Here is a 19,232-nt window from a genome sequence, read left to right as displayed (position 1 = left end):
GGCGGCCAGGTCGTCGAGAGACTTCGGGACCACGATCCAGGATGCCCTGCTCAGGCTCCGGCGGTGACCGGAGGGAGCGCAGACCAGGGGAAGGTGATCCAGCGGTCGGTGCGGCGCCAGACGAAGTCGGGGTCGAGCACCGTGCGCGGCTTCGAGTACAGGCAGACTGTGCGCACGTCCGCACCGGATGCGGCGATCAGGTCGACGACCATCGCCAGCGTCCTGCCCGAGTCGGACACGTCGTCGACGAGGAGGACGCGCTTGGACTGGAGGGCGCTCTGGTCGAGCATCGGCGGCAGCACCACCGGCTCGGGCAGGCGCTCGTCGACGCCGGTGTAGAACTCGACGTTGAGGGCGCCGCACGACTTGATGCCGAGCGCGTACGACATCGCCCCGGCAAGCAGCAGACCGCCGCGCGCGATGGCGACCACCAGATCCGGTTCGAAGCCGGATTCGACGACCTCGCCTGCCAGGTGCCTGGCGGCCTCACCGAACTCGAGCCAGCCCAGGACCTCTCGCTCGGTCTCCTGGAGAACGGCTGATCCTGAGTCGTCGAGTTCGCCTGCCATCCTCCTACCGTACCGGCCAGCACACCTCCCCGCGAGACACGGATACCGGTCGCGGTCGCCCTGCTGTTAGCATCCAGAAATGGTGTCAGGGAGGACAGGGTCCAGGGTCGCGCTCGGCGTGACCGCCGGACTGATCGGGTGGCTCGCCTTCGTCGAGGTCACGAGCGGGATTCTGCAGGGATACTACGTTCCGCTGATCTCCGACATCGTGCAGCATCTGGGCATCCACGACGCCGACTACAACTGGTTCGAGGCCGCTCAGCTGCTGCTGTCCGCCCTGGTGGTTCCCGTGCTCGCCAAGCTCGGCGACATGTTCGGGCACAAGCGCATCCTGCTGGTCGCCACCGTGCTCACCGCCCTGGCGACGTGGGCGCTGGCGTTCTCCAGCAACTTCACGACGTTCCTCATCGCCTTCGCCCTGCAGGGCTTCTACGTGGTGTGGCTGCCGCTCGAGGTCGCGCTGATCTTCGACCGTGGCCGCCGCACCGGCACTGCAGCGTCGCAGACGCGCAAGGCGGCCGGGCTCCTGGTGGTCGCGCTGGAGGGCGGGGCGATCGTCGGCGCCGTCGGCGCCGGCCTGCTGTTCGAGGCGCTGGGCAAGAACGTGACCCTCACGCTGATCGTGCCCGCCGTGGCCGTCACGCTCGTCTTCTTCGCCATCCTGTTCGGCGTGCCGGAGTCCGAGCCGGTGCCGGGCAGACGACTGGATGCGGTGGGCTTCACCATCCTGACGCTCGGCCTCCTGCTGATCACCTCGGGCCTCACGTTCCTGCGCATCAACGGAGTCGGCACCTGGTGGGTCTGGGTGCTGATCGCGGTCGGCGTGCTCACGTTCATCCCGTTCGGCCGCTGGGAACTGAAGCAGGACGACCCGGCGATCGACCTGCGGGTGCTTCGCCGCCCGAACATGTGGCCCGTGCAGCTCACGGCCGGTCTCATCGGCATCAGCCTGCTGGGCGCGCAGGCCCCGCTCAGCACCTTCGCGGGCACAGACCCGGTGAACGGCTACGGGCTCGGTCTGTCGGCCGGTCAGCGCAGCATCCTGATCGGCGCATACCTGATCTCGATGATCGTCGGCGCCGTGCTGTTCCCCGTGGTGTCGTCGTGGCTGAGTCCCCGGGTGACCCTGATCGTCGCCGCGTTCCTGGTGGGAATCGGCTACCTGCTGTTCCTGCCGTTCCACGCGGAGACGTGGCAGGTGTTCACCAACATGGCGATCGCGGGCATCGGCTCCGGGGCGCTGGTCGGCGCGCTCCCGGCGGCGGCCGCCGCGGCTGCTCCGCGCGGCCAGACCGGGATCGCCACGGCCCTCACCAACACGACCAAGACCATCGGCGGCTCGTTCGCCTCCGCCGTCTTCGGCGTCGTCCTGCTGACCGGGGCCGCGACCGTCACGGCGACGGCGGCCAGCCTGTTCGGGTACATGCTCGTGTGGACCATCTGCGGGCTCGGCGCCATCGTCGCCGCCGTGCTGCTCTTCTTCGTGCCCAAGCTCGCCTTCGCCGACGCCGACGCGGGCGCGGAGCCCGAGCCGGACGCCGTCGCGGCGGAGTCGCCGGTGATCTGACCACGCCGCAAACGCGAGATGCCAGCAACAGTCGCGAATCGTCCGGGATTCGGCACAGTTACTGGCATCTCGTCGATGCGGTGCGGCGGCGGCTAGGCGCGCGCTGCCTCCACGACGGAGCGGGCGGCCGTCAGGCCGGCCTGCAGGTCGGTCTTCAGGTCGTCGATGTTCTCGAGGCCGACCGAGAGGCGCACCAGGCCGGGCGTGACGCCGGCGGTGAGCTGCTGCTCGGGGGTCAGCTGCGAGTGCGTGGTCGACGCCGGGTGGATGACCAGGCTGCGCACGTCGCCGATGTTGGCGAGGTGGCTGAACAGGCTGAGGTTGTCGACGAGCGCGCGGCCCGCATCCACCCCGCCCTTGAGCTCGAACGAGAGCACGGCGCCGACGCCCTTGGGGGCGTACCTGTTGGCCGCCGCGTACCAGGGGCTGGTGGGCAGCCCCGAGTAGTTGACGCTTGCGACATCCGGGTGGTTCTCGAGGAACTCGGCGATCTCCTGGGCGTTCTGCACGTGGCGCTCGACGCGCAGCGACAGGGTCTCGATGCCCTGGATGAGCTGCCACGCGCTGGCCGGGGCGATGGCCGCTCCGAGGTCGCGGAGCAGCTGGACGCGCGCCTTGATGATGTATGCGAGGCCGTCGCCGACCGCAGCCGTGTACACCGCGCCGTGGTACGACGGGTCCGGCTGGGTGAGGCCGGGGAACTTCTCCGCGTTCTCGGTCCAGGCGAACTTTCCTCCGTCGACGATCACGCCGCCGATGACCGTCCCGTGTCCGCCGAGGAACTTGGTGGCGGAGTGCACGACGATGTCCGCGCCGTGCTCGAACGGGCGGATGAGGTACGGGGTCGCGATGGTGTTGTCCACGATCAGCGGGACACCGGATTCGTGGGCGACGTCCGCGACCAGCGCGATGTCGAGGATGTTGATCTTCGGGTTGCCGATGGTCTCCGCGAAGAACAGCTTGGTGTTCGGGCGGACGGCGCGGCGCCACTCGTCGGCGTCGTCCTGGTTCTCCACGAACGTGGTCTCGATGCCGAGCTTGGCGAGGGTGTACTTGAAGAGGTTGTACGTCCCGCCGTAGATCGAGCTGGACGACACGATGTGGTCGCCGGCCTGCGCGATGTTCAGCACGGCGAAGGTCTCCGCGGCCTGGCCGGAGGCGACGAGGAGAGCGCCTGTGCCCCCTTCGAGCGCGGCGACGCGCTCCTCGACGACGGCCTGCGTCGGGTTCTGGATGCGCGTGTAGATGTTGCCGAACTCGGCGAGCGCGAACAGGTTCTTGGCGTGCTCCGCGTTGTTGAACACGTACGAGGTGGTCTGGTAGATCGGCGTGGCGCGAGCATTGGTCACCGGGTCGGGTGCTGCACCGGTGTGGATCTGCTTGGTCTCGAACTGCCAGTCGGCGGCGTCGGTCATGGCTCACTCCTTCGGGTGGATGCGTGTCGAGCGGTCTGCCACCGCCTCAACAGCAGGCTAGACGCGCGGGCAGGTGCGGGCAATGCGCGCGCAACATGCCGTAATCCGTGAAGAATAGGCGCATGAGCGTGAGACGGGTCGTTGTGACGGGTGCCAGTTCCGGGATCGGGGAGGCGGCCGTCCGGCTGTTCCGGTCGCACGGGTGGGATGTGGTCGGGGTGGCCCGCAGGGCGGACCGGCTCTCCGCACTGGCCGAGGAGACCGGCGCCGATGTCTTCGCCGCCGACCTCACCAGGCAGGAGGACGTGGATGCGCTGCGCTCCCACCTCGAGGCGACCGGCCCCATCCACGCGCTCGTCAACAACGCGGGAGGCGCGCGCGGCCTCGACTCCGTCGAGAAGTCGGACGTGGACGACTGGGTGTGGATGTACGAGATCAACGTCATCGCGACCAAGCGCGTCATCACCGCGCTGCTCCCCCTGCTGAGGGAGGGCGCGCGGCAGACAGGCCACGCCGACATCCTGAACCTCACCTCGATCGCCGGGCACACGGCGTACGTGGGAGGCGGAGGGTACAACGCGGCGAAGTTCGCCGAGCACGCCCTCACCGAGGTGCTGCGGCTGGAACTGAACGGCGAGCCCATCCGGGTGATCGAGGTCGCGCCGGGCATGGTGGCGACCGAGGAGTTCTCTCTGGTCCGGTTCGGCGGAGACAAGCAGAAACGGGATGCGGTCTACGAGGACGTGCCGGAGCCGCTGTCGGCCGACGACGTGGCGGCGACCATCGTGGATGCGCTGGAGCGGCCACGGCATGTCGACCTCGACCTGATCGTGATCAAACCGGTGGCACAGGCCGCGCCGTACCGGTTCCACAAGGGCGAGCTGCGGGTCGACGGCGACTGAGATGGCGGGCGACGAGAGCAGGAGGACCGTCTGGGAGGACCGGACGGCGTGGCCGCTGCTCGTCGCCAGCGTGCTGTTCCTCGTCGCGTACTCGTGGTCGATCCTGCAGCCGTCGCGCCCGGCGTGGCTGGGCGCGCTGCTCAACGGCGTGCTGTTCGTCGTGTGGGTTGCCTTCCTCGTCGACTACGTCGTGCGGCTGGTGCTGAGCCGGCAGAAGTGGCTGTTCGTCAGGAAGAACCCCATCGACCTGGCCTCCGTGCTGTTCCCCGTCGCCCGGCCGTTCCGGCTGCTGCGCGAACTGCACCGCATCCCGTTGCTGCGCGGCCGGTCGCCGTCGCACGTGCGCAGGCGGGTGCTGATCGTGGCCGCGACGACGGTGGTGATGTTCGTCTACGTCATCGCGCTGGCGGTCTACCAGGCGGAGCGGTATGCGCCGCACGCCACGATCGTGAGTTTCGGCGACGCGGTGTGGTGGGCGTGCGTCACGATGGCGACGGTCGGCTACGGCGACTTCGTGCCGGTGACCATCGCCGGTCGTATCCTGGCCGTCGTGCTGATGATCGGCGGCATCGCCATCGTCGGCACGGCGAGCGCGACGATCGTGTCGTACATCAACGAGCAGTCGCAGCGCCTGCGCCCGCCGAAGGACCACGAGCAGCACGACGAGCACGAGCCGGAGCACCAGCCGGACGAGCCCGCGTAACACGCACGCCCTCCCTCCCGCACTGAGCCAGTATGGAGACATGGAGTGGCAGACATCCGCCGATACGGCCCCGTCGAGTTTCATCACGGACGCCCAAGCGAGGTCGCTCCTCGGCAAGCCTCCGGCGAGTGGGGCCTGGAAGGAGTCGGACCCCGAGGGTTCCCGCTCGTTCGTCGGCATCGGCGAGTTCGCCTTCGAGAGCGGGCAGCGCATCCCGTATGTGCGCGTCGCGTACGAGACCTGGGGCACGCTGTCCGCTGAACGCGACAACGCCGTGCTCGTGCTGCACGCCCTCACCGGCGACAGCCACGCGGTCGGCAGCGCCGGCCCTGGACACCCGACCGCCGGGTGGTGGCAGGGCATCATCGGGCCGGGCAAGGCGATCGACACCGACCGGTTCTTCGTGGTCGTGCCGAACATGCTCGGCGGCTGCCAGGGGACGACCGGGCCCGCCTCCATCGCCCCGGACGGCACGGAGTGGGGTCCGCGGTTCCCGTTCACGAGCATCCGGGACCAGGTGAACGCGCAGGCCGCGTTCGCAGACGCGATCGGCATCGACCGCTGGGCGGCCGTGGTCGGCGGTTCGATGGGCGGGATGCAGGCGCTCGAGTGGGCGGTCAGCTACCCGGAGCGCGTCGAACGGCTCGCCGTCATCGCCGCTCCCCCGTTCTCCACGGCCGACCAGATCGCACTCAACTCCGTGCAGATCGAGGCGGTGCGCACCGACCCGCTGTTCCGCGGCGGCCTCTACTACGACGCCGGAGACGGCAACGGGCCGCACCAGGGTCTCGCGCTCGCCCGCCGCATGGCGCTGATCAGCTACCGCAGCTCCTCCGAGCTGAACGGACGGTTCGAGCGCACATGGCAGAGCGAGATCAGCCCGCTCGGCGACAACGGGCGCTTCGCCGTGGAGTCGTACCTCGACTTCCACGGGAACAAGTTCACCAGGCGCTTCGACGCGAACAGCTACATCACCCTGGTGCAGGCGATGAACTCGCACGACATCGGCCGCGACAGGGGCGGGCTGGCCGCCGCCCTGGCACGCGTCACCGCGCGCACCCTGGTGGTCGGCATCGACAGCGACCGGCTGTTCCCCGTCGAGGGACAGCAGCAGATCGCCGCGCACCTCCCCGCCACCATCGACGGAACGGAGCCGGTCGTAATAGAGTCGGACTTCGGGCATGACGGATTCCTCATCGAGGACGATGCCGTGAGCGATCAGCTGCGCAGGCTGTTCGCCGCCTGAGCGGAACGGAGGAGCATGTCGCGCATCCAGAAGGAGCGTGATCGTCTCCTCGCGATGACGGCGAGGAACATCGGCCTCACTGCGACTGCGACCTCCCTGCTCTGCCTGAGCATCCCGGGCACCCTCCCACTTCCGCTGTATCTGGCGGCCGTCGTGCTGCTCGCCTGTCTCGCGTACGCGCAGTTCCAGCTGGCGTCGCTGGCGCACACCGAGGTGTGGGTGGTGGTGATCGTCGTCGCTGGCGCGGCGATCGTCCTGCTCAACCTGCTCCCGGATGTGCCCCTCGGCCCCGCGGCGCTCAGCGCTGTCGGGATGATCGCGGGAGCGGCCGTCGCGAGCGTCGCCATCCCGACCGTGACCTCGCGCGGGAGGGTCGGGCTGCTGGTCGGCGCCTCCGTCGTCACCCTCGCGGCCGAGTCCGCAACGCTCGTGCTCACCGACTCCCAGCGGGGCGAGCCGCTGATCTTCACGGTCGCAGGATGGGTCGCCCTCACCGCCACCGGCGTGTGGCTGTCGCGCACCGTTCCCCGCACGCTGACGCGCATCTCGACGATGAGCCGCGCATACCGGGTCGAGCGCCAGGCGAGCGAGACGGAGGCGCGTCGCCGCCAGGGGGCGCGGCTGCTGCACGACACGGTGCTGGCGACCCTGACGCTGCTCGCGCACTCCGGCGTCGGCGTCAGCGCGGGCGCGCTCCGCGAGCAGGCCGGCGAGGATGCTGCACTGCTCCGCCAGCTGCGGCTCGGCTTCACCCCGGACCCCACCCGCTCCGGCGACTACAAGCTCAAGCCGGTCGAGGAGTCGACGCTCGGCAACACGCTCGAGTCCGTCAAGCAACGCTTCCGCAGGATGGGCCTCGAAGTGAACTGGCACGGCACGGGTCAGGTGCTGCTGCCGAGCGACATCCTGGATGCGTTCCTGCTGGCGCTCGGCGAGTGCCTGGAGAACGTGCGCAGGCACTCCGGCGTCAACGAGGCGCACGTCACGATCACCGACGACGAGACGACGGTGCGCGCGATGGTCACCGACTCCGGCAAAGGCTTCGACGTGAGCACGATCGAACAGGGCAGGCTCGGCTTCACCGAGTCGATCGTCGCCCGGCTGAGGGAGGTGGGCGGCAACGCCCGCCTGTTCTCCTCGCCGGGCAGCGGCACGACCGTCGTCCTCGAGGTGCCGAAATGACCCGCACCACGGAGGAGACCCTGTCCAGGCGCGTCGGCAGCGACAGCGAACGGGATGCGCTCGGCCGCGCCAGGCTCGACATCGGCTTCAATGTGGCCGCCTTCGCCCTCATCGCGTTCCAGCTGGCCGTGATGCTGATCAACCTGGGCAGCTACACCGCCCTGCCGCTCTCGCTGGCGGCGTGGGCGGGGCTGCTCGTCACCCTCGTCGCCGCCGTGATCGTGCGGCCGCGCCTGCCGGACGAACTGCCCAACGGGATGTTCTACACGGCCATCGCGATCTGGGCGGCGGTCGTCGCCCTCGACGTGGTGGGGACCTGGGCTCCCGGCGACACCGGCGCGCAGCCGACCGCCGCCGTCGCCGTCGGGTCCGCGCTGCTGCTCTGCGTGGCCGCGCGTCCCCCGTCGGACATCGTCATCGCATCCATCGGCCTGGGCGTCGTGCTCGCGGGCGAGTTCGCCCTCCGCGGCCAGCACGACCTCTCCGCGCTCGGGCCGGCGTTCGTCACCATCGCGCTGAGCGTCGCTCCCCCGCTGCTCGGCGTGCAGATCGTGCGGTCGCTGCGCACGCTCATCCAGTTGGAGCTCGACCTCGTGCAGGTGCAGAGCACGGTCTCCTCCCCCGGATACGCGGTCGGGATGCTCGCCTCCGAGGAGCTGGCCAGGCTCGACCTCGCCGCAGAGCGCCTGCTCGACGGCGTCGCGAGCGGACGCACCACCCTGCCGCTGAACGAGGAGACGGCGTCTGCGGCGTCGAGCATCGCCACCGAGCTGCGCTTGCACCTCATCCAGGGCCGCAAGGAGACCTGGCTGTACCACGCCGTGACGGAGTCCGCGCTGCTCGGACCGGCGGTGGCGCTGACCGACAGCGAGGGGCTCGCCGCTGCGCTCACCCGCGATCAGCGCGACGGGCTGCTGACCGCGGTGTGGCTGCTGATCAGCGATCCGGTGCGGCAGGGAGCGTCCCAGCCGCGCAGTCTGACGCTCGACCTCAGCCGTCCCAGCGCGCCAGAGCACGGCGACCCCAATCCGGGTGCCAGAATATCGATCGTGATTTCGACCACCGGTGTGCCGCGAAACGGGGTGGACCCCGCCGCATGGCAAGCTATCCGTAAGGTGGGCCGGTACGTCGAGACCTTCGCGGGATCGACGCTGCGCATCGAGATCACCAGTGTGAGCGACAGCTCGGCCGATCTCGCCTGACAGCAGCACCGTCGGCTCCCTCTACCGTCAAGAAAGGCAGCCCGTGACCGAGGCACCTCCCATCAGAATCGCGATCGTCGACGATCACAAGATGCTGCTCGGGGCACTGACCGAGTGGATCCGCAACGCCGCGGACGACATCCGGATGGTCGCAGCCGTAGCCAGCTGGCCCGAACTCCTCACGCACCCCGAGTTCCCCGTCGACGTCGTCCTGCTCGACCTCGACCTCAAAGACAACATCCCCGTCTCGCTGAAGCTCTCGACCCTGAAGACCACCGGCGTCCGCACCGTCCTGATGAGCACGTACTCCGAGCCCGCCGTGGTGCGCGAGGCCATCGCGGCCGGCGCGCTCGGCTACCTGGTGAAAAGCGAGGACGCGGAGATGATCGTCGAGGCGATCCGCGCCGCCCGCAAGGGCGAGTCGTTCATCTCGGCCGAGCTCGACCTCGCGCTGAACTCGGGAGAGGTCGGCGGCGCGCCCAAGCTGAGCGCGCAGGAGCGCCGCGTGATGGCGCTGTACGGCGCAGGCGAGCCGGTGAAGGCCGTCGCCTTCCAGCTCGGCATCTCCGACGAGACCGCCAAGAGCTACCTCAAGCGCATCCGCGAGAAGTACCGCGTGGCCGGGTACGACGTCGGCACGAAGGTGGCCCTCCGCAAGCGCGCCATCCAAGACGGCATCCTGCTGCAGAACGACTGACGTGTCCGTGAGGAGCGGCGCGGTGCTCGGCGACGTGCTCGCCGAGCTCGCGGCTCTCGAAGACCCCCGCGTCCGCGCCGTCAACGAACGGCACGGGGACGACCACGGCGTCAACCTCACGAAGCTGCGCGCTGTCGCGAAGAACGTGGGAACGGACCCCGCCCTCGCCGCGGAGCTGTGGGACACCGGCGGCACGGCGGCGCGCCTGGTCGCCATCCTGATCGGCCGTCCTCGTGAATACACCGCCGCCGACCTGGATGCCATGATCCGGGATGCGCGCGTGCCCAAAGTGCACGACTGGCTGATCTCTTACGTGGTGAAGAAGAGCAGGCACGCCGAGGAGCTGCGCGTTTCGTGGCTGGCCGACGACGATCCCGTGGTGGCGAGCGCCGGCTGGGCGCTGACCAGCGACCGCGTCGCGAAGAACCCGGACGGCCTCGACCTCCCCGGCCTGCTCGACACCATCGAGGCCGAACTGAAGGACGCCCCCGACCGCCTGCAGTGGTCGATGAACGAGTGCCTGGCGACCATCGGCATCCACGACGGCGCGTTGCGCGCCAGAGCGATGGCCATCGGCGAACGCCTCGGAGTGCTCAAGGACTACCCGACGCCGCCTGGCTGCACCTCGCCGTACGCCCCGCTGTGGATCGCGGAGCTCGTCCGGCGCCGCGAGCAGGCGTAGCGGCGCAGGCGGCTTCGGCCTCCGCGGCCTCCGCCGCTCAGTCCACCGGCAGCGGGTCTGGGCGCTGCGCGTGCACCACGCCGGTGTCGACGCCGCGGCGCTCGCGCGAGCGGTCGATCGAGAACGACACGACCGCGAGCGCGATCCCGGCGACGCAGAGGATCGCGCCGACCACCACCGGCGACAGGTAGCCGAAGCCCGCCGCGATCGTCAGGCCGCCGAGGTACGCTCCCGCCGCGTTCGCGATGTTGAGGGCGGAGTGGTTGAGGGCTGCCGCGATCGACTGGCTCTCGTGCGCCACATCCATCAGCCTGGTCTGGATGGTCGGGGACATCGCACAGCAGGCGGCCGAGATCACGAACAGCGACACGAGCAGCCCCACCACCGTGGAGGCGGTGAAGTAGAGCGCGCCGAGGCCGAGCAGCAGGATGACGAAGAACGCGAGCATCCCGGGTTTGAGGGCGCGGTCGGCGACGCGTCCGCCAATCAGGTTGCCGACCGTCATCCCGAGGCCGATCAGGATGAGCACCAGCGGCACCGCCGACTCTTTCAGCCCGGTGATGGTCGTCACCATCGGCGCGACATACGTGTACACCGCGAAGAAGCCACCGAATCCGATGGCACCGATGAGGAGCGCCAGCCAGACCTGCAGGCGGCTGAACGCCTTCAGCTCGTTCGCCATCGTCGCCTTCGGGTTGCCCGCCTGCCAGGGCACGAGTGTGGCCACCGCGACGAACGTGAGAGCGAAGATCCCCGCGACCACGAGGTATGCGGCACGCCAGCCGTGCGTCTGCCCCAGCCAGGTGATCAGAGGGACGCCGATCACGTTCGCGATCGTCAGGCCGGAGAGCACGAACGCCACGCCCTGCCCGCGCTTGCCCGGCCCCATCAGCGACGCGGCCACGAGGGAGGCGATCCCGAAGTATGCGCCGTGCGGCAGCGCGCTGATGAACCGGGCCACCAGCACCAGCTGGAAGGTCGGCGCGAGCGCGGACGCGACCGTGCCGAGGGTGAACGCGACGAGCAGCCAGAGCAGCAGCTGCTTGCGCGGCAGCCGGGCGGCGAACGCCGCGATGGTCGGGGCGCCGACCACAACGCCGAGCGCGTACGCCGAGATCGCCCAGCCCGCCTGCGCGTTCGCGTCGGACGGGGAGGCCGCGTAGACGGCGGGCAGCAGGTCGTGGGCGATGTTCGGCAGCAGCCCCATCGCGACGAACTCGGTCGAGCCGATGCCGAAGCCGCCGAGGGCGAGCGCGAGCAGCGCCAGCCTGGTGCGCGCAGGAGTGAGTCGGGGTGTGGAGGTCTGGGTGGTCGGGGCGGCGCTCACGCGCTCGGCCCGGAAAGCGTCGGGGTCACCCGAAAATCCTATATCGAATCGTTTCGAGCGGTGACACCAGTGACGCGCTCCTCCGGATGCGCGCCCAACCCCTCCAGCTCGCTGAACAGCTCGTCGGTCGCCTCCTGGTCGTCCTCCTCCCGGCCGGCGACGCCCGCGCGGATCGCTCCGACCACGGCGACGATCACGAACCCGAGCAGCGGGCCGAGCACCAGGATCGCCACGACGGCGACCACCGGCCAATACAGGTAGAACGCCACGACGATGGGAAGCACCCAGTCCGACACGGTCACGGCGTCACGCCTCGCGGTCGAGCGCCGCTTCGAGCCGCTCGACCTTGCCGGAGAGCTCCCCGGTGTAGCCCGGCCGGATGTCCGCCTTCAGCACGAGCGACACCCGTGTGCCGAACGCGGCGACGGCCTCCGTCGCCCGTTTGACGACGTCGAACACCTCATCCCACTCGCCCTCGACGGTGGTGAACATCGCGTCGGTGTGGTTCGGCAGCCCGGACTCGCGCACGATCCGCACCGCTGCGGCGACCGCATCGTGCACGGAGGCGTCCGGCCCCTCTCCCCCACTCGGTGCGACAGAGAACGCGACCAGCATGATTCCTCCTCGCGCAGCCGCTGCACTCCGGCCGCGACTACAGCCTAGCCACCGGGTCGGCCGATGGCTCCTGCTTCGGAGCGCGGAACGGCCACGCGTGCTGCGGCAGCGAGTCCGCATCGGCCTCCGTGCCGCGCGGCCCGCGCCAGAGCGCCGCGATCGCCCAGCCCAGCACCACGAAATACATCAGGTTGCGCACGGTGAGCACCGCGACCATCGCGGGATGCACGCTGAGCAGCCAGTCGTAGAGGTACGGGTAGATGAGCTGCGTGAGCGCCGCCGTGACGGTCACCAGGGTGGCCGGGATGCGGAACCCGCGCCCCTGGTACACCAGCCCGAGCACCACCGGCACCGCCAGCCAGGCGACGTACTGCGGCGAGCCGACCTTGTTGAACGCGATGAAGGCGCTGACCAGCGCCAGCGTCAGCTCGGGCAGGATGCGCGTGACCGGCGTGCCCCTCCGCACCGCCCGGATCCCGATCAGCGCGACGACCACCGAGCAGACGGCGAGCAGCGGGTTCATCAGCGATGCCGCCGTGACGCTGCCTGCGCCGGTGACCTGGAAGGTGAGGATGTCCCTGTCGTAGTACACGACGGCATCCGGCACGTGGAAGGCGGCCTGCCACATCCAGATCGTGCTGACCGGCGCCTCGATCTGCAGCCCGCGGCCGGTCTGCGCCGTGATGAAGCTGAGCACGTGCATCCCGGCCCCGAAGATGAGCGGGACGATCACGATCACCAGGCTGGTCACCGCGGCGGTGACGACGATGCGCCACCTGCTACGCAGGGCGATCACGGCGGCCACGATGAGCGCGGCGGGCCAGACCTTGATCCAGGTGGCGACGGTGAGCGTGACGACGGCGGCGCGCTCGTGCAGCGTCAGCCAGAGCAGCCCGACGATGGCGAGCGCGACGGAGACGGCGTCGAGGCGTCCGACGGCGATCGGACCGAGCAGCAGGAGGAAGGCGAGCCACCACCAGCCTGCGGCCAGCCGCCTGCGCTCCCTGCCGCCGATCAGCACGGCGAACGCAGCCGCATCCACCAGCAGCACCAGGGTGAGCCAGCCGCCGACATAGTTGTCCGCCCCGGCCAGCAGCGGCAGCATGATCGGGACGAGGGCGGCGAACGGGTAGACCCAGTCCGTGCTCACGCCGACGATGGAGGTGCCCTGCGCGGCCAGCTGCGCCCACGGCTTGTAGACGAGGTAGACGTCGCCGAGGCCCATCCCGTTGCCGTGCAGTGCGAGCCCGCCGAGCAGCAGGTGCACGGAGAGGAAGGCGATCCACAGGCTGAGCGGGCTGGCGGCGACGCGCCGCAGCGTGCTCGGGGACGCCGGAGCAGGAACCCGTGTCGCCTCGATCCCCATGCGGTCATCGTAGCGGCCCACTCCCCCCTCCTGCCGCTCCGACGGGATGCGCGGCCGACGATCCAGGCACTCCATCGAACACTCTCAGGAAGTCGACATGCCCGTTCCATACGCTCGATGACATGTCACCTTTACGGACCTCGTCGAAAGTCTGGATCGGCGTCGCAGCCGGAGTGCTCGTGCTCGGGGTGGCAGCGGCCATCGCCGGCCCGTACGTCTACCGCGACCTGATCTCCGCGCCTCCCGCCGCCGTCCCGACCATCTCGCTCACGCCGGACCCGGATGCGAAGACCACCATCGACACCTCCGACCTGAGCGGCGCGTGGACGGTTGGCGACGGGTCGTTCGCCGGGTACCGCGTGAAGGAGGTGCTCAACGGCGTCGACGTCACCGTCACCGGGCGCACGGAGAAGGTCACGGGCGACCTCACGGTCGACGGCCTCACGCTGACCGCGGCGACCGTGACCGTGGATGTGGCGAGCATCGCCACCGACGAGCCGGCCCGCGACAGCTACTTCCGCTCGACGGCGCTGCAGACGGACAGGTATCCGACCGCCACCTTCACGCTCACCCAGCCGGTGACCGCAGACGGCGCACCGAAAGCCGGTGCCGTCCAGACGCTGAAGGCGACGGGCGACCTCACCATGCACGGCGTGACCAAGACGGTGACGGCGGACCTCCAGGTGGCCCTGAACGGCAACGGCGGCACGCTGACGGGCAGCATCCCCGTCACGTTCTCCGACTACGGGGTGGATGCGCCGAGCCTCGGCTTCGTGACGGTGGAGAAGACCGGTTCCGTCGAGTTCCTGCTCACCGTGAAGAAGGGCTGACGCCTCCGTCGTCCAGGAGCTCCCTGACCGCATCCGGGAGCGCCTCGGCGATGTCGAGCGCGACGATCGGGCCACCCCTCGACGCAGCCGTGCCCGCCCTGCCGTGCAGGTATGCGGCGGTCGCCGCCAGGGCGGCCACCGTGGGCGCGGGCGCCTGGGCGATCTCGTCGGCGTGCGTCGCCACGAGGGCGCCGAGTACCCCGCCCAGCACGTCGCCGCTGCCGGCCGTTGCGAGCCACGCCGGTCCGGCGGTGACCGCGTAGCGCGCGCCGTCCGGCCCGGCGACGTAGGTGGTGTGGCCTTTCAGCAGCACGGTGACACCGAGGCTCTCACTCGCCCGCACGGCCCAGCCGGCCGGGTCGGCTGCGATGTCGTCCGCCGTGACGGCATCGGAGTCGTCGTCGGCCGCGCCGGCGAGCACCCCGGCGAGTTCGCGGTAGTGCGGGGTGATGACGACGGGGCCGGTGGCGCGGTGGACGAGGTCGAGCGCGCCGGCGTCTATCACGACGGGAGTGCCGTCGGCGAGCGCCGCCTCGAGGCGGTGGGCGTCGTCGGCCGGGCGCTGGGACGCATCCATCCCCGAACCGATCAGCCAGGCCTGCACCCTGCCGGGAGCCGTGACAGCCTCCGGCCGCCTGCGCAGCACCTCGGCGGCAGCGCCCTTCGCGCCGAGGTAGCGGATCATCCCGAGCCCGGTGCGCGCTGCGGCCTCGACGCCGAGGACGGCTGCTCCGGGGTACAGGTCGGAACCGGTGACGACGCCGAGCACGCCGCGCGTGTACTTGTCGCTGGCCTCGCCGGGCACCGCGATCCAGGGCTCGCTCTCCACAGCTCCCCAGTTCTGCCAGTTGTCCACCGTTCCTCCGTTCGCCGCCGACCGTTCGCTCACTCCACGATAGGTTCAAGAGGAAGGAAAGAGGTCGGTTCTATGGGTATCAGCATCCCGGGCAAGGTCATCGTGTTCGACTACGGCGAGGTCATCTCCACATCGCCGTCCGAGGCGGACAGGGAGCAGCTGGCCGGTCTGGCCGGCGGGGACTCCGAGGTGTTCTGGCCGGCGTACTGGCGGCATCGCGACGCGCTCGACCAGGGCACGCTGAGCATCCAGCAATACTGGCGCGGCATCGAGAGGGAGCTGGGCGAGCAGTGGGGGGATGCGAAGATCCACCGGCTCTGGCTGGCCGACTTCCGCAGCTGGCTGAGCATCGACCACGACACCCTGGACGTGCTGGTCGACCTGCACGAGGGCGGCACGCGGATGGCGCTGCTGTCGAACGCGGGCAGGGACTTCGGCTCGTACTTCCGGCACGGCACCCTCGGCGACCTGTTCGAGCAGGTGTTCGTCAGTGGTGAGCTCGGCACCATCAAGCCGAGTGCGGAGATCTTCGAGCACGTCATGCGCGAACTGGGCATCACCCCGGCCGAGATGGTCTTCATCGACAACAAAGAGGTCAACGTGCGCGGTGCGGAAGACCTCGGCATCGCCGGTCATGTGTTCACGACGGGTTCCGACCTGCGGGCATATCTCGAAGCGCTGGCGGCTTAGAACCAGCATGGCAACACTTTTCGACCCGTTGACCCTGCGCGACGTCACGGTCCGCAACCGCATCTGGACCTCGCCGATGTGTCAGTACTCTGTGCTCGACGAATCGGGCATCCCGCAGACCTGGCACCTCGTGCACCTCGGCTCCTTCGCCACCGGAGGAAGCGGACTCGTCATCACCGAGGCCACCGCGGTGAACGCCGAGGGACGCATCTCGCCGCGCGACACCGGCATCTGGACCGACGAGCAGCGCGACGCGTGGAAGCCGATCGCCGCGTTCATCGCCTCGCAGGGCGCCGTGCCGGGCATGCAGCTCGCTCACGCCGGCCGCAAGGCGTCGAGCTGGCCCGCGTGGGGCTACGAAGACCGCACCGGCAGCGTCCCGCCCTCCGAGGGTGGCTGGCGCACGGTCGCCCCATCCTCCGTCGCGTTCGGCGACATGGACACCCCGGCCGAGCTCCTCCCCTCCGGCATCGACAAGATCGTCGACGACTTCCGCTCAGCGGCCCGCCGCGCCGTCGACGCCGGATTCGAAGTGCTCGAAGTGCACGCCGCCCACGGCTACCTGCTGCACCAGTTCCTCTCCCCCATCGCCAACAAGCGCACAGACGAATACGGCGGAAGCCTGGAGAACCGCGCGCGGTTGCTCCTGCGCATCGTCGAGGCCGTGCGCGCCGAGGTCGGCGACGGCGTACCCCTGTTCGTCCGGTTCTCCGGCAGCGACTGGACCCCCGGCGGCTGGGACGAGCAGCAGACCGCGACGGTCGCCGGCTGGGCCCAGGATGCGGGAGCCGACTTCTTCGACATCTCCAGCGGCGGCATCCAGAGCGGCATCCGCATCCCGCTGGAGCCCGGCTACCAGGTGCCGTTCGCCGAGCACGTGCGGTCGTCCGCAGAGGTGGAGGTGAGTGCCGTCGGCCTCATCACCACACCGGAGCAGGCGGCCGAGATCGTGGAGAGCGGCAGGGCGGACGCCGTCATGCTGGCACGCGAACTGCTCCGCGACCCGCACTTCCCGCTCCGCGCTGCGCACGAGCTGGGCTACGAGGTGGACTTCTGGCCGCCGCAGTACCTCCGCGCTCGCTGGCGCCGGTAGTCCAGGCGCGCAACTGAACGCGGCGGCGGCGCATCCGGGTGGGATGCGCCGCCGCCGTGTCAGCTCACTTCAGGTGCCGGACGAAGAACCGGGCGGCGTCATCGCCGGCGTGCGCCGGGACGCCCCGATGTCCGCCCAGGTTGGCCTGCAGCGTCTTCTCGGTGGAGCCGAAGGCGTCGAACAGGTCGAGGGCGAGCTGCCGGTCGTTGCCTTCGTCGTCCCACTGCAGCAGCACGTGCAGTGGGATCGTGATGCGATGGGCCTCGTCGAACATCGAGAGCGGCACGTAGCTGCCGGCGAAGAGCCCGGCAGCCGCGATACGCGGTTCGACGAGAGCCAGCCGCATGGCGATGGCGATCACGCCGCCGGAGATCGCGACGGGGCCGCCGATCTCCGGGAGCGCCAGCAGTGCATCCAGTGTCATCTGCCATTCGGGGACGGCAGCCTCCACCAGCGGGAGGACCAGCCTGTCGACGATCCCGTCGACGGGCTCTCCCGCCGATAGTGCCGCGTGCAGGTCGGCGCGGGCCTGCTCGGCCTCCGCCGTGCGCGGGCGGTCCCCGCTGCCCGGCAGCTCGATGGTGGCCGTTGCGATGCCGCTCGCGGCGGCGCTCCTGGCGCGTCCGAGCAGCCGCTGGTACATCATCCCGAGCCCGCCGGGATGCCCGAGCAGGATCAGCGGTGCCGGTGTGGATGCGTCGGCGGACGGCGGCGTCCAGAGGATGCCGGGGATGTCGCCGATGGTGAATTCGCGTTCGAGGATCTCGTCCGCGGTGCCGTCGTCAAGACGGTGATGTGTTGTGAAGGGGAGGTTCATGGTCGTGCCTTTCGGGAGTGCTCAGCTGATGGCGCTCCCGGGCGACCTACCGCCCGACCGTGACCCCAGGAAGGAGCACCCACGTCGATTCGTTCACGGGTACCACCTCCTCTGTCCGTCGTCCGGTCCTCGCACACCCTAGCAGTGGCTAGCCGTCGAGCGCGATGACCGCGTGCACGACGGGTGCGTGGCGCCGGGCGTCTGCGTCGTCCCATCGGCCGAGCAGGTGCAGCGTCGCCATCCGGAACACCAGCGCGCGCAGCAGCAGCTGCCGCCACCGGCCGATGCCGAAGTCCTCCGCCAGCCGCTTCACCGGATGCGCGTGCCAGCACACGGCGTCGGCCACGGCTACCGCGGCGGAGAACCCCGCCGGCCGCCAGTACGGCGCCCAGTCGATCACCGCGGGAGGGCGCCCCGGCGCGAACAGCACGTTGCCCAGCAGGTCGGCGTGGACGACCTGGCTCGGCGCATCCACGCCGCGGTACTCGGCGGCGAGCGCCGCCAGCAGCGGGTCGGCAGCCAGCAGCGCCGCGTCGCGGTCCGGCTCGCCCCACGCCAGCAGGTCTGCGCGCGCCCAGGCATGCTCCGCCCGCGCGATGAACCCCGGCTCCGGATGCCCCGCCAGCGCCTCCTGGAACGCCAGGCCGGCGCGCACGACGTCCCCCACCCTCGTCGGATCCGCCGCGCCGGGCACCCACCGCAGCGCCTCCCAGCCGTCGCGGATCCACTCGCCTGCGTCGTCGCGGAGCGGAGTGGGCACGGTGAACGCCGACGACTCCGGCAGGCGCGACAGCGCCTCCGACTTCCACGTCGTCTCCTCGTCCGGCTCCGCAGGGCGCAGCACGACGTCACCGGCACGCCAGGTCAGGCCGCGGCCGCCGGGGAGCAGCACGGGCACGCCCGACACGCCGAACGCGCGCAGCACCTCCCGGGCAGGCGGGAGTGCCGCATCCACCCGGTGCGGCTACCGGACGGCGTCCTCCGCCGACGCGTGCACCTCAGCGGGATGCACGCGCGCGGTCTGCCGTCGTACCCGGGTAGCTCAGGAGCGCTGCGAGATGCAGAGGATGTTCCCTTCGCTGTCCGTGAACCACGCCGCCCGCTCTTCCGCGTTCGTCGCGATCCCGTTCTCCGTCTTCAATCCGGGGAAATCGTAGTCCTCGAAGACCACGCCGCGCCCGCGCAGGTGCTCGACCGCCGCGTCGATGTCATCGACCATCCAGCCCATCGCGGTGTTCTGCGCTGTTCCGGCGTTCTCGGTCTCGTAGACCTGGATCTTGGCATCCGTCCCCGTGCCGTAGACGGCACTTCCTTCGCCCGTCCGTTCCGGTTCGAGCTCGAGCTTGTCGCGGTACCAGTCCACGGCTCGCTGCAGGTTCGAAGCTGGAAGGACGGAGTACGTCACCGACGACTCCAACATGAGTGTTCCTCTCTTCCGCTCCCGAGCGTCACGCTACTCGCCCGACTCACCGG

21 protein-coding genes are annotated in these 19,232 nt (G+C 70.1%); 11 read left to right on the top strand and 10 right to left on the bottom strand.

Annotated elements, in window-relative coordinates; genetic code table 11:
* Window positions 1–50: 50 nt before the first annotated feature.
* Window positions 51–569 (bottom strand): phosphoribosyltransferase, encoded by a 519-nt coding sequence (locus tag B7438_RS12815; protein WP_085369986.1) that lies wholly within the window; start codon window positions 567–569, stop codon window positions 51–53.
* A gap of 79 nt (window positions 570–648) precedes the next feature.
* Here B7438_RS12815 and B7438_RS12810 point away from each other — a divergent pair, with 79 nt between their 5' ends.
* Entirely contained in the window at window positions 649–2,136 is a 1,488-nt protein-coding gene (locus B7438_RS12810) for an MFS transporter (RefSeq protein WP_085369985.1), read from the top strand.
* Window positions 2,137–2,228: 92 nt separating this feature from the next.
* Here the strand turns inward: B7438_RS12810 and B7438_RS12805 are convergent, their stop codons facing one another.
* Complete coding sequence (locus tag B7438_RS12805; protein ID WP_085369984.1) at window positions 2,229–3,551, bottom strand: bifunctional o-acetylhomoserine/o-acetylserine sulfhydrylase; 1,323 nt, start codon at window positions 3,549–3,551, stop codon at window positions 2,229–2,231.
* A 122-nt stretch (window positions 3,552–3,673) separates the two neighbouring features.
* Between B7438_RS12805 and B7438_RS12800 the strand changes: the two genes are divergently transcribed.
* The 7 genes from B7438_RS12800 to B7438_RS12770 are packed head-to-tail and all read left to right on the top strand — an operon-like array spanning window position 3,674 to window position 10,165.
* Complete coding sequence (locus tag B7438_RS12800) at window positions 3,674–4,453, top strand: SDR family oxidoreductase (protein WP_085369983.1); 780 nt, start codon at window positions 3,674–3,676, stop codon at window positions 4,451–4,453.
* A 1-nt stretch (window position 4,454) separates the two neighbouring features.
* On the top strand, window positions 4,455–5,156 hold the full coding sequence (locus B7438_RS12795; protein WP_085369982.1) for a potassium channel family protein: 702 nt from the start codon (window positions 4,455–4,457) through the stop codon (window positions 5,154–5,156).
* Window positions 5,157–5,196: 40 nt separating this feature from the next.
* On the top strand, window positions 5,197–6,402 hold the full coding sequence (locus B7438_RS12790) for a homoserine O-acetyltransferase (RefSeq protein ID WP_085369981.1): 1,206 nt from the start codon (window positions 5,197–5,199) through the stop codon (window positions 6,400–6,402).
* A 15-nt stretch (window positions 6,403–6,417) separates the two neighbouring features.
* Window positions 6,418–7,584, top strand: a complete 1,167-nt coding sequence (locus B7438_RS12785) for a sensor histidine kinase (RefSeq protein ID WP_085369980.1) — start codon at window positions 6,418–6,420, stop codon at window positions 7,582–7,584.
* Window positions 7,581–8,786: a hypothetical protein gene (locus tag B7438_RS12780; protein ID WP_085369979.1), complete on the top strand. Its 1,206-nt coding sequence runs from the start codon at window positions 7,581–7,583 to the stop codon at window positions 8,784–8,786. The genes B7438_RS12785 and B7438_RS12780 overlap by 4 nt, the downstream gene beginning before the upstream one ends.
* Before the next feature lie 43 nt (window positions 8,787–8,829).
* On the top strand, window positions 8,830–9,483 hold the full coding sequence (locus B7438_RS12775) for a response regulator transcription factor (RefSeq protein WP_085369978.1): 654 nt from the start codon (window positions 8,830–8,832) through the stop codon (window positions 9,481–9,483).
* Between the two features lies 1 nt (window position 9,484).
* Window positions 9,485–10,165, top strand: a complete 681-nt coding sequence (locus B7438_RS12770; RefSeq protein ID WP_218775162.1) for a DNA alkylation repair protein — start codon at window positions 9,485–9,487, stop codon at window positions 10,163–10,165.
* A 37-nt stretch (window positions 10,166–10,202) separates the two neighbouring features.
* Here B7438_RS12770 and B7438_RS12765 read toward each other — a convergent pair whose 3' ends face one another.
* From B7438_RS12765 to B7438_RS12750, 4 genes are read right to left on the bottom strand one after another with little or no spacing between them, the layout of a single operon-like run.
* Window positions 10,203–11,492 carry an MFS transporter gene (locus tag B7438_RS12765; protein WP_085369977.1) on the bottom strand — a complete coding sequence of 430 codons (1,290 nt, stop codon included), beginning with the start codon at window positions 11,490–11,492 and terminating at the stop codon, window positions 10,203–10,205.
* Window positions 11,493–11,530: 38 nt separating this feature from the next.
* Window positions 11,531–11,794: a hypothetical protein gene (locus tag B7438_RS12760; RefSeq protein ID WP_085369976.1), complete on the bottom strand. Its 264-nt coding sequence runs from the start codon at window positions 11,792–11,794 to the stop codon at window positions 11,531–11,533.
* 4 nt (window positions 11,795–11,798) lie between these two features.
* A complete protein-coding gene (locus B7438_RS12755) occupies window positions 11,799–12,107 on the bottom strand; it encodes a thiamine-binding protein (protein WP_085369975.1) in 309 nt (102 codons plus the stop codon).
* 37 nt (window positions 12,108–12,144) lie between these two features.
* Complete coding sequence (locus tag B7438_RS12750) at window positions 12,145–13,494, bottom strand: hypothetical protein (RefSeq protein WP_256922020.1); 1,350 nt, start codon at window positions 13,492–13,494, stop codon at window positions 12,145–12,147.
* Window positions 13,495–13,595: 101 nt separating this feature from the next.
* On the opposite strand from B7438_RS12750, the gene B7438_RS12745 reads away from it, so the two are divergent.
* The gene (locus B7438_RS12745; protein ID WP_085369974.1) at window positions 13,596–14,303 is read left to right on the top strand and encodes a YceI family protein; all 708 of its coding nucleotides are present in this window, start codon (window positions 13,596–13,598) and stop codon (window positions 14,301–14,303) included.
* On the opposite strand, the gene B7438_RS12740 is transcribed toward B7438_RS12745, so the two are convergent.
* On the bottom strand, window positions 14,284–15,159 hold the full coding sequence (locus B7438_RS12740; RefSeq protein ID WP_085370047.1) for an ADP/ATP-dependent (S)-NAD(P)H-hydrate dehydratase: 876 nt from the start codon (window positions 15,157–15,159) through the stop codon (window positions 14,284–14,286). The two genes, B7438_RS12745 and B7438_RS12740, sit on opposite strands and share 20 nt — an antisense overlap.
* Before the next feature lie 72 nt (window positions 15,160–15,231).
* Between B7438_RS12740 and B7438_RS12735 the strand changes: the two genes are divergently transcribed.
* Together B7438_RS12735 and B7438_RS12730 are read left to right on the top strand one after the other, a co-directional pair.
* Window positions 15,232–15,849, top strand: a complete 618-nt coding sequence (locus B7438_RS12735) for an HAD family phosphatase (RefSeq protein ID WP_085369973.1) — start codon at window positions 15,232–15,234, stop codon at window positions 15,847–15,849.
* 7 nt (window positions 15,850–15,856) lie between these two features.
* Complete coding sequence (locus tag B7438_RS12730) at window positions 15,857–16,942, top strand: NADH:flavin oxidoreductase/NADH oxidase (protein ID WP_085369972.1); 1,086 nt, start codon at window positions 15,857–15,859, stop codon at window positions 16,940–16,942.
* A 64-nt stretch (window positions 16,943–17,006) separates the two neighbouring features.
* On the opposite strand, the gene B7438_RS12725 is transcribed toward B7438_RS12730, so the two are convergent.
* The 3 genes from B7438_RS12725 to B7438_RS12715 form a co-directional block, all read right to left on the bottom strand.
* Window positions 17,007–17,759, bottom strand: a complete 753-nt coding sequence (locus B7438_RS12725; protein WP_085369971.1) for an alpha/beta hydrolase — start codon at window positions 17,757–17,759, stop codon at window positions 17,007–17,009.
* A gap of 148 nt (window positions 17,760–17,907) precedes the next feature.
* Window positions 17,908–18,714 (bottom strand): hypothetical protein, encoded by an 807-nt coding sequence (locus tag B7438_RS12720; protein ID WP_085369970.1) that lies wholly within the window; start codon window positions 18,712–18,714, stop codon window positions 17,908–17,910.
* Window positions 18,715–18,801: 87 nt separating this feature from the next.
* Entirely contained in the window at window positions 18,802–19,179 is a 378-nt protein-coding gene (locus B7438_RS12715; RefSeq protein WP_085369969.1) for a VOC family protein, read from the bottom strand.
* Window positions 19,180–19,232: the final 53 nt, after the last annotated feature.

It is taken from the genome of Leifsonia sp. NCR5 (genome assembly GCF_002105485.1).
In the GTDB taxonomy this organism is placed as follows: Bacteria; Actinomycetota; Actinomycetes; order Actinomycetales; family Microbacteriaceae; genus Leifsonia.
This window is presented reverse-complemented; position numbering and strand designations above follow the sequence as displayed.

What these genes read in the sequence shown, in the direction of transcription:
- B7438_RS12815 (WP_085369986.1), bottom strand. Translation starts at nt 569, where the DNA reads ATGGCAGGCGAACTCGACGACTCAGGATCAGCCGTTCTCCAGGAGACC.
- B7438_RS12810 (WP_085369985.1), top strand. Translation starts at nt 649, where the DNA reads ATGGTGTCAGGGAGGACAGGGTCCAGGGTCGCGCTCGGCGTGACCGCC.
- B7438_RS12805 (WP_085369984.1), bottom strand. Translation starts at nt 3,551, where the DNA reads ATGACCGACGCCGCCGACTGGCAGTTCGAGACCAAGCAGATCCACACC.
- B7438_RS12800 (WP_085369983.1), top strand. Translation starts at nt 3,674, where the DNA reads ATGAGCGTGAGACGGGTCGTTGTGACGGGTGCCAGTTCCGGGATCGGG.
- B7438_RS12795 (WP_085369982.1), top strand. Translation starts at nt 4,455, where the DNA reads ATGGCGGGCGACGAGAGCAGGAGGACCGTCTGGGAGGACCGGACGGCG.
- B7438_RS12790 (WP_085369981.1), top strand. Translation starts at nt 5,197, where the DNA reads ATGGAGTGGCAGACATCCGCCGATACGGCCCCGTCGAGTTTCATCACG.
- B7438_RS12785 (WP_085369980.1), top strand. Translation starts at nt 6,418, where the DNA reads ATGTCGCGCATCCAGAAGGAGCGTGATCGTCTCCTCGCGATGACGGCG.
- B7438_RS12780 (WP_085369979.1), top strand. Translation starts at nt 7,581, where the DNA reads ATGACCCGCACCACGGAGGAGACCCTGTCCAGGCGCGTCGGCAGCGAC.
- B7438_RS12755 (WP_085369975.1), bottom strand. Translation starts at nt 12,107, where the DNA reads ATGCTGGTCGCGTTCTCTGTCGCACCGAGTGGGGGAGAGGGGCCGGAC.
- B7438_RS12745 (WP_085369974.1), top strand. Translation starts at nt 13,596, where the DNA reads ATGTCACCTTTACGGACCTCGTCGAAAGTCTGGATCGGCGTCGCAGCC.
- B7438_RS12735 (WP_085369973.1), top strand. Translation starts at nt 15,232, where the DNA reads ATGGGTATCAGCATCCCGGGCAAGGTCATCGTGTTCGACTACGGCGAG.
- B7438_RS12730 (WP_085369972.1), top strand. Translation starts at nt 15,857, where the DNA reads ATGGCAACACTTTTCGACCCGTTGACCCTGCGCGACGTCACGGTCCGC.
- B7438_RS12725 (WP_085369971.1), bottom strand. Translation starts at nt 17,759, where the DNA reads ATGAACCTCCCCTTCACAACACATCACCGTCTTGACGACGGCACCGCG.
- B7438_RS12715 (WP_085369969.1), bottom strand. Translation starts at nt 19,179, where the DNA reads ATGTTGGAGTCGTCGGTGACGTACTCCGTCCTTCCAGCTTCGAACCTG.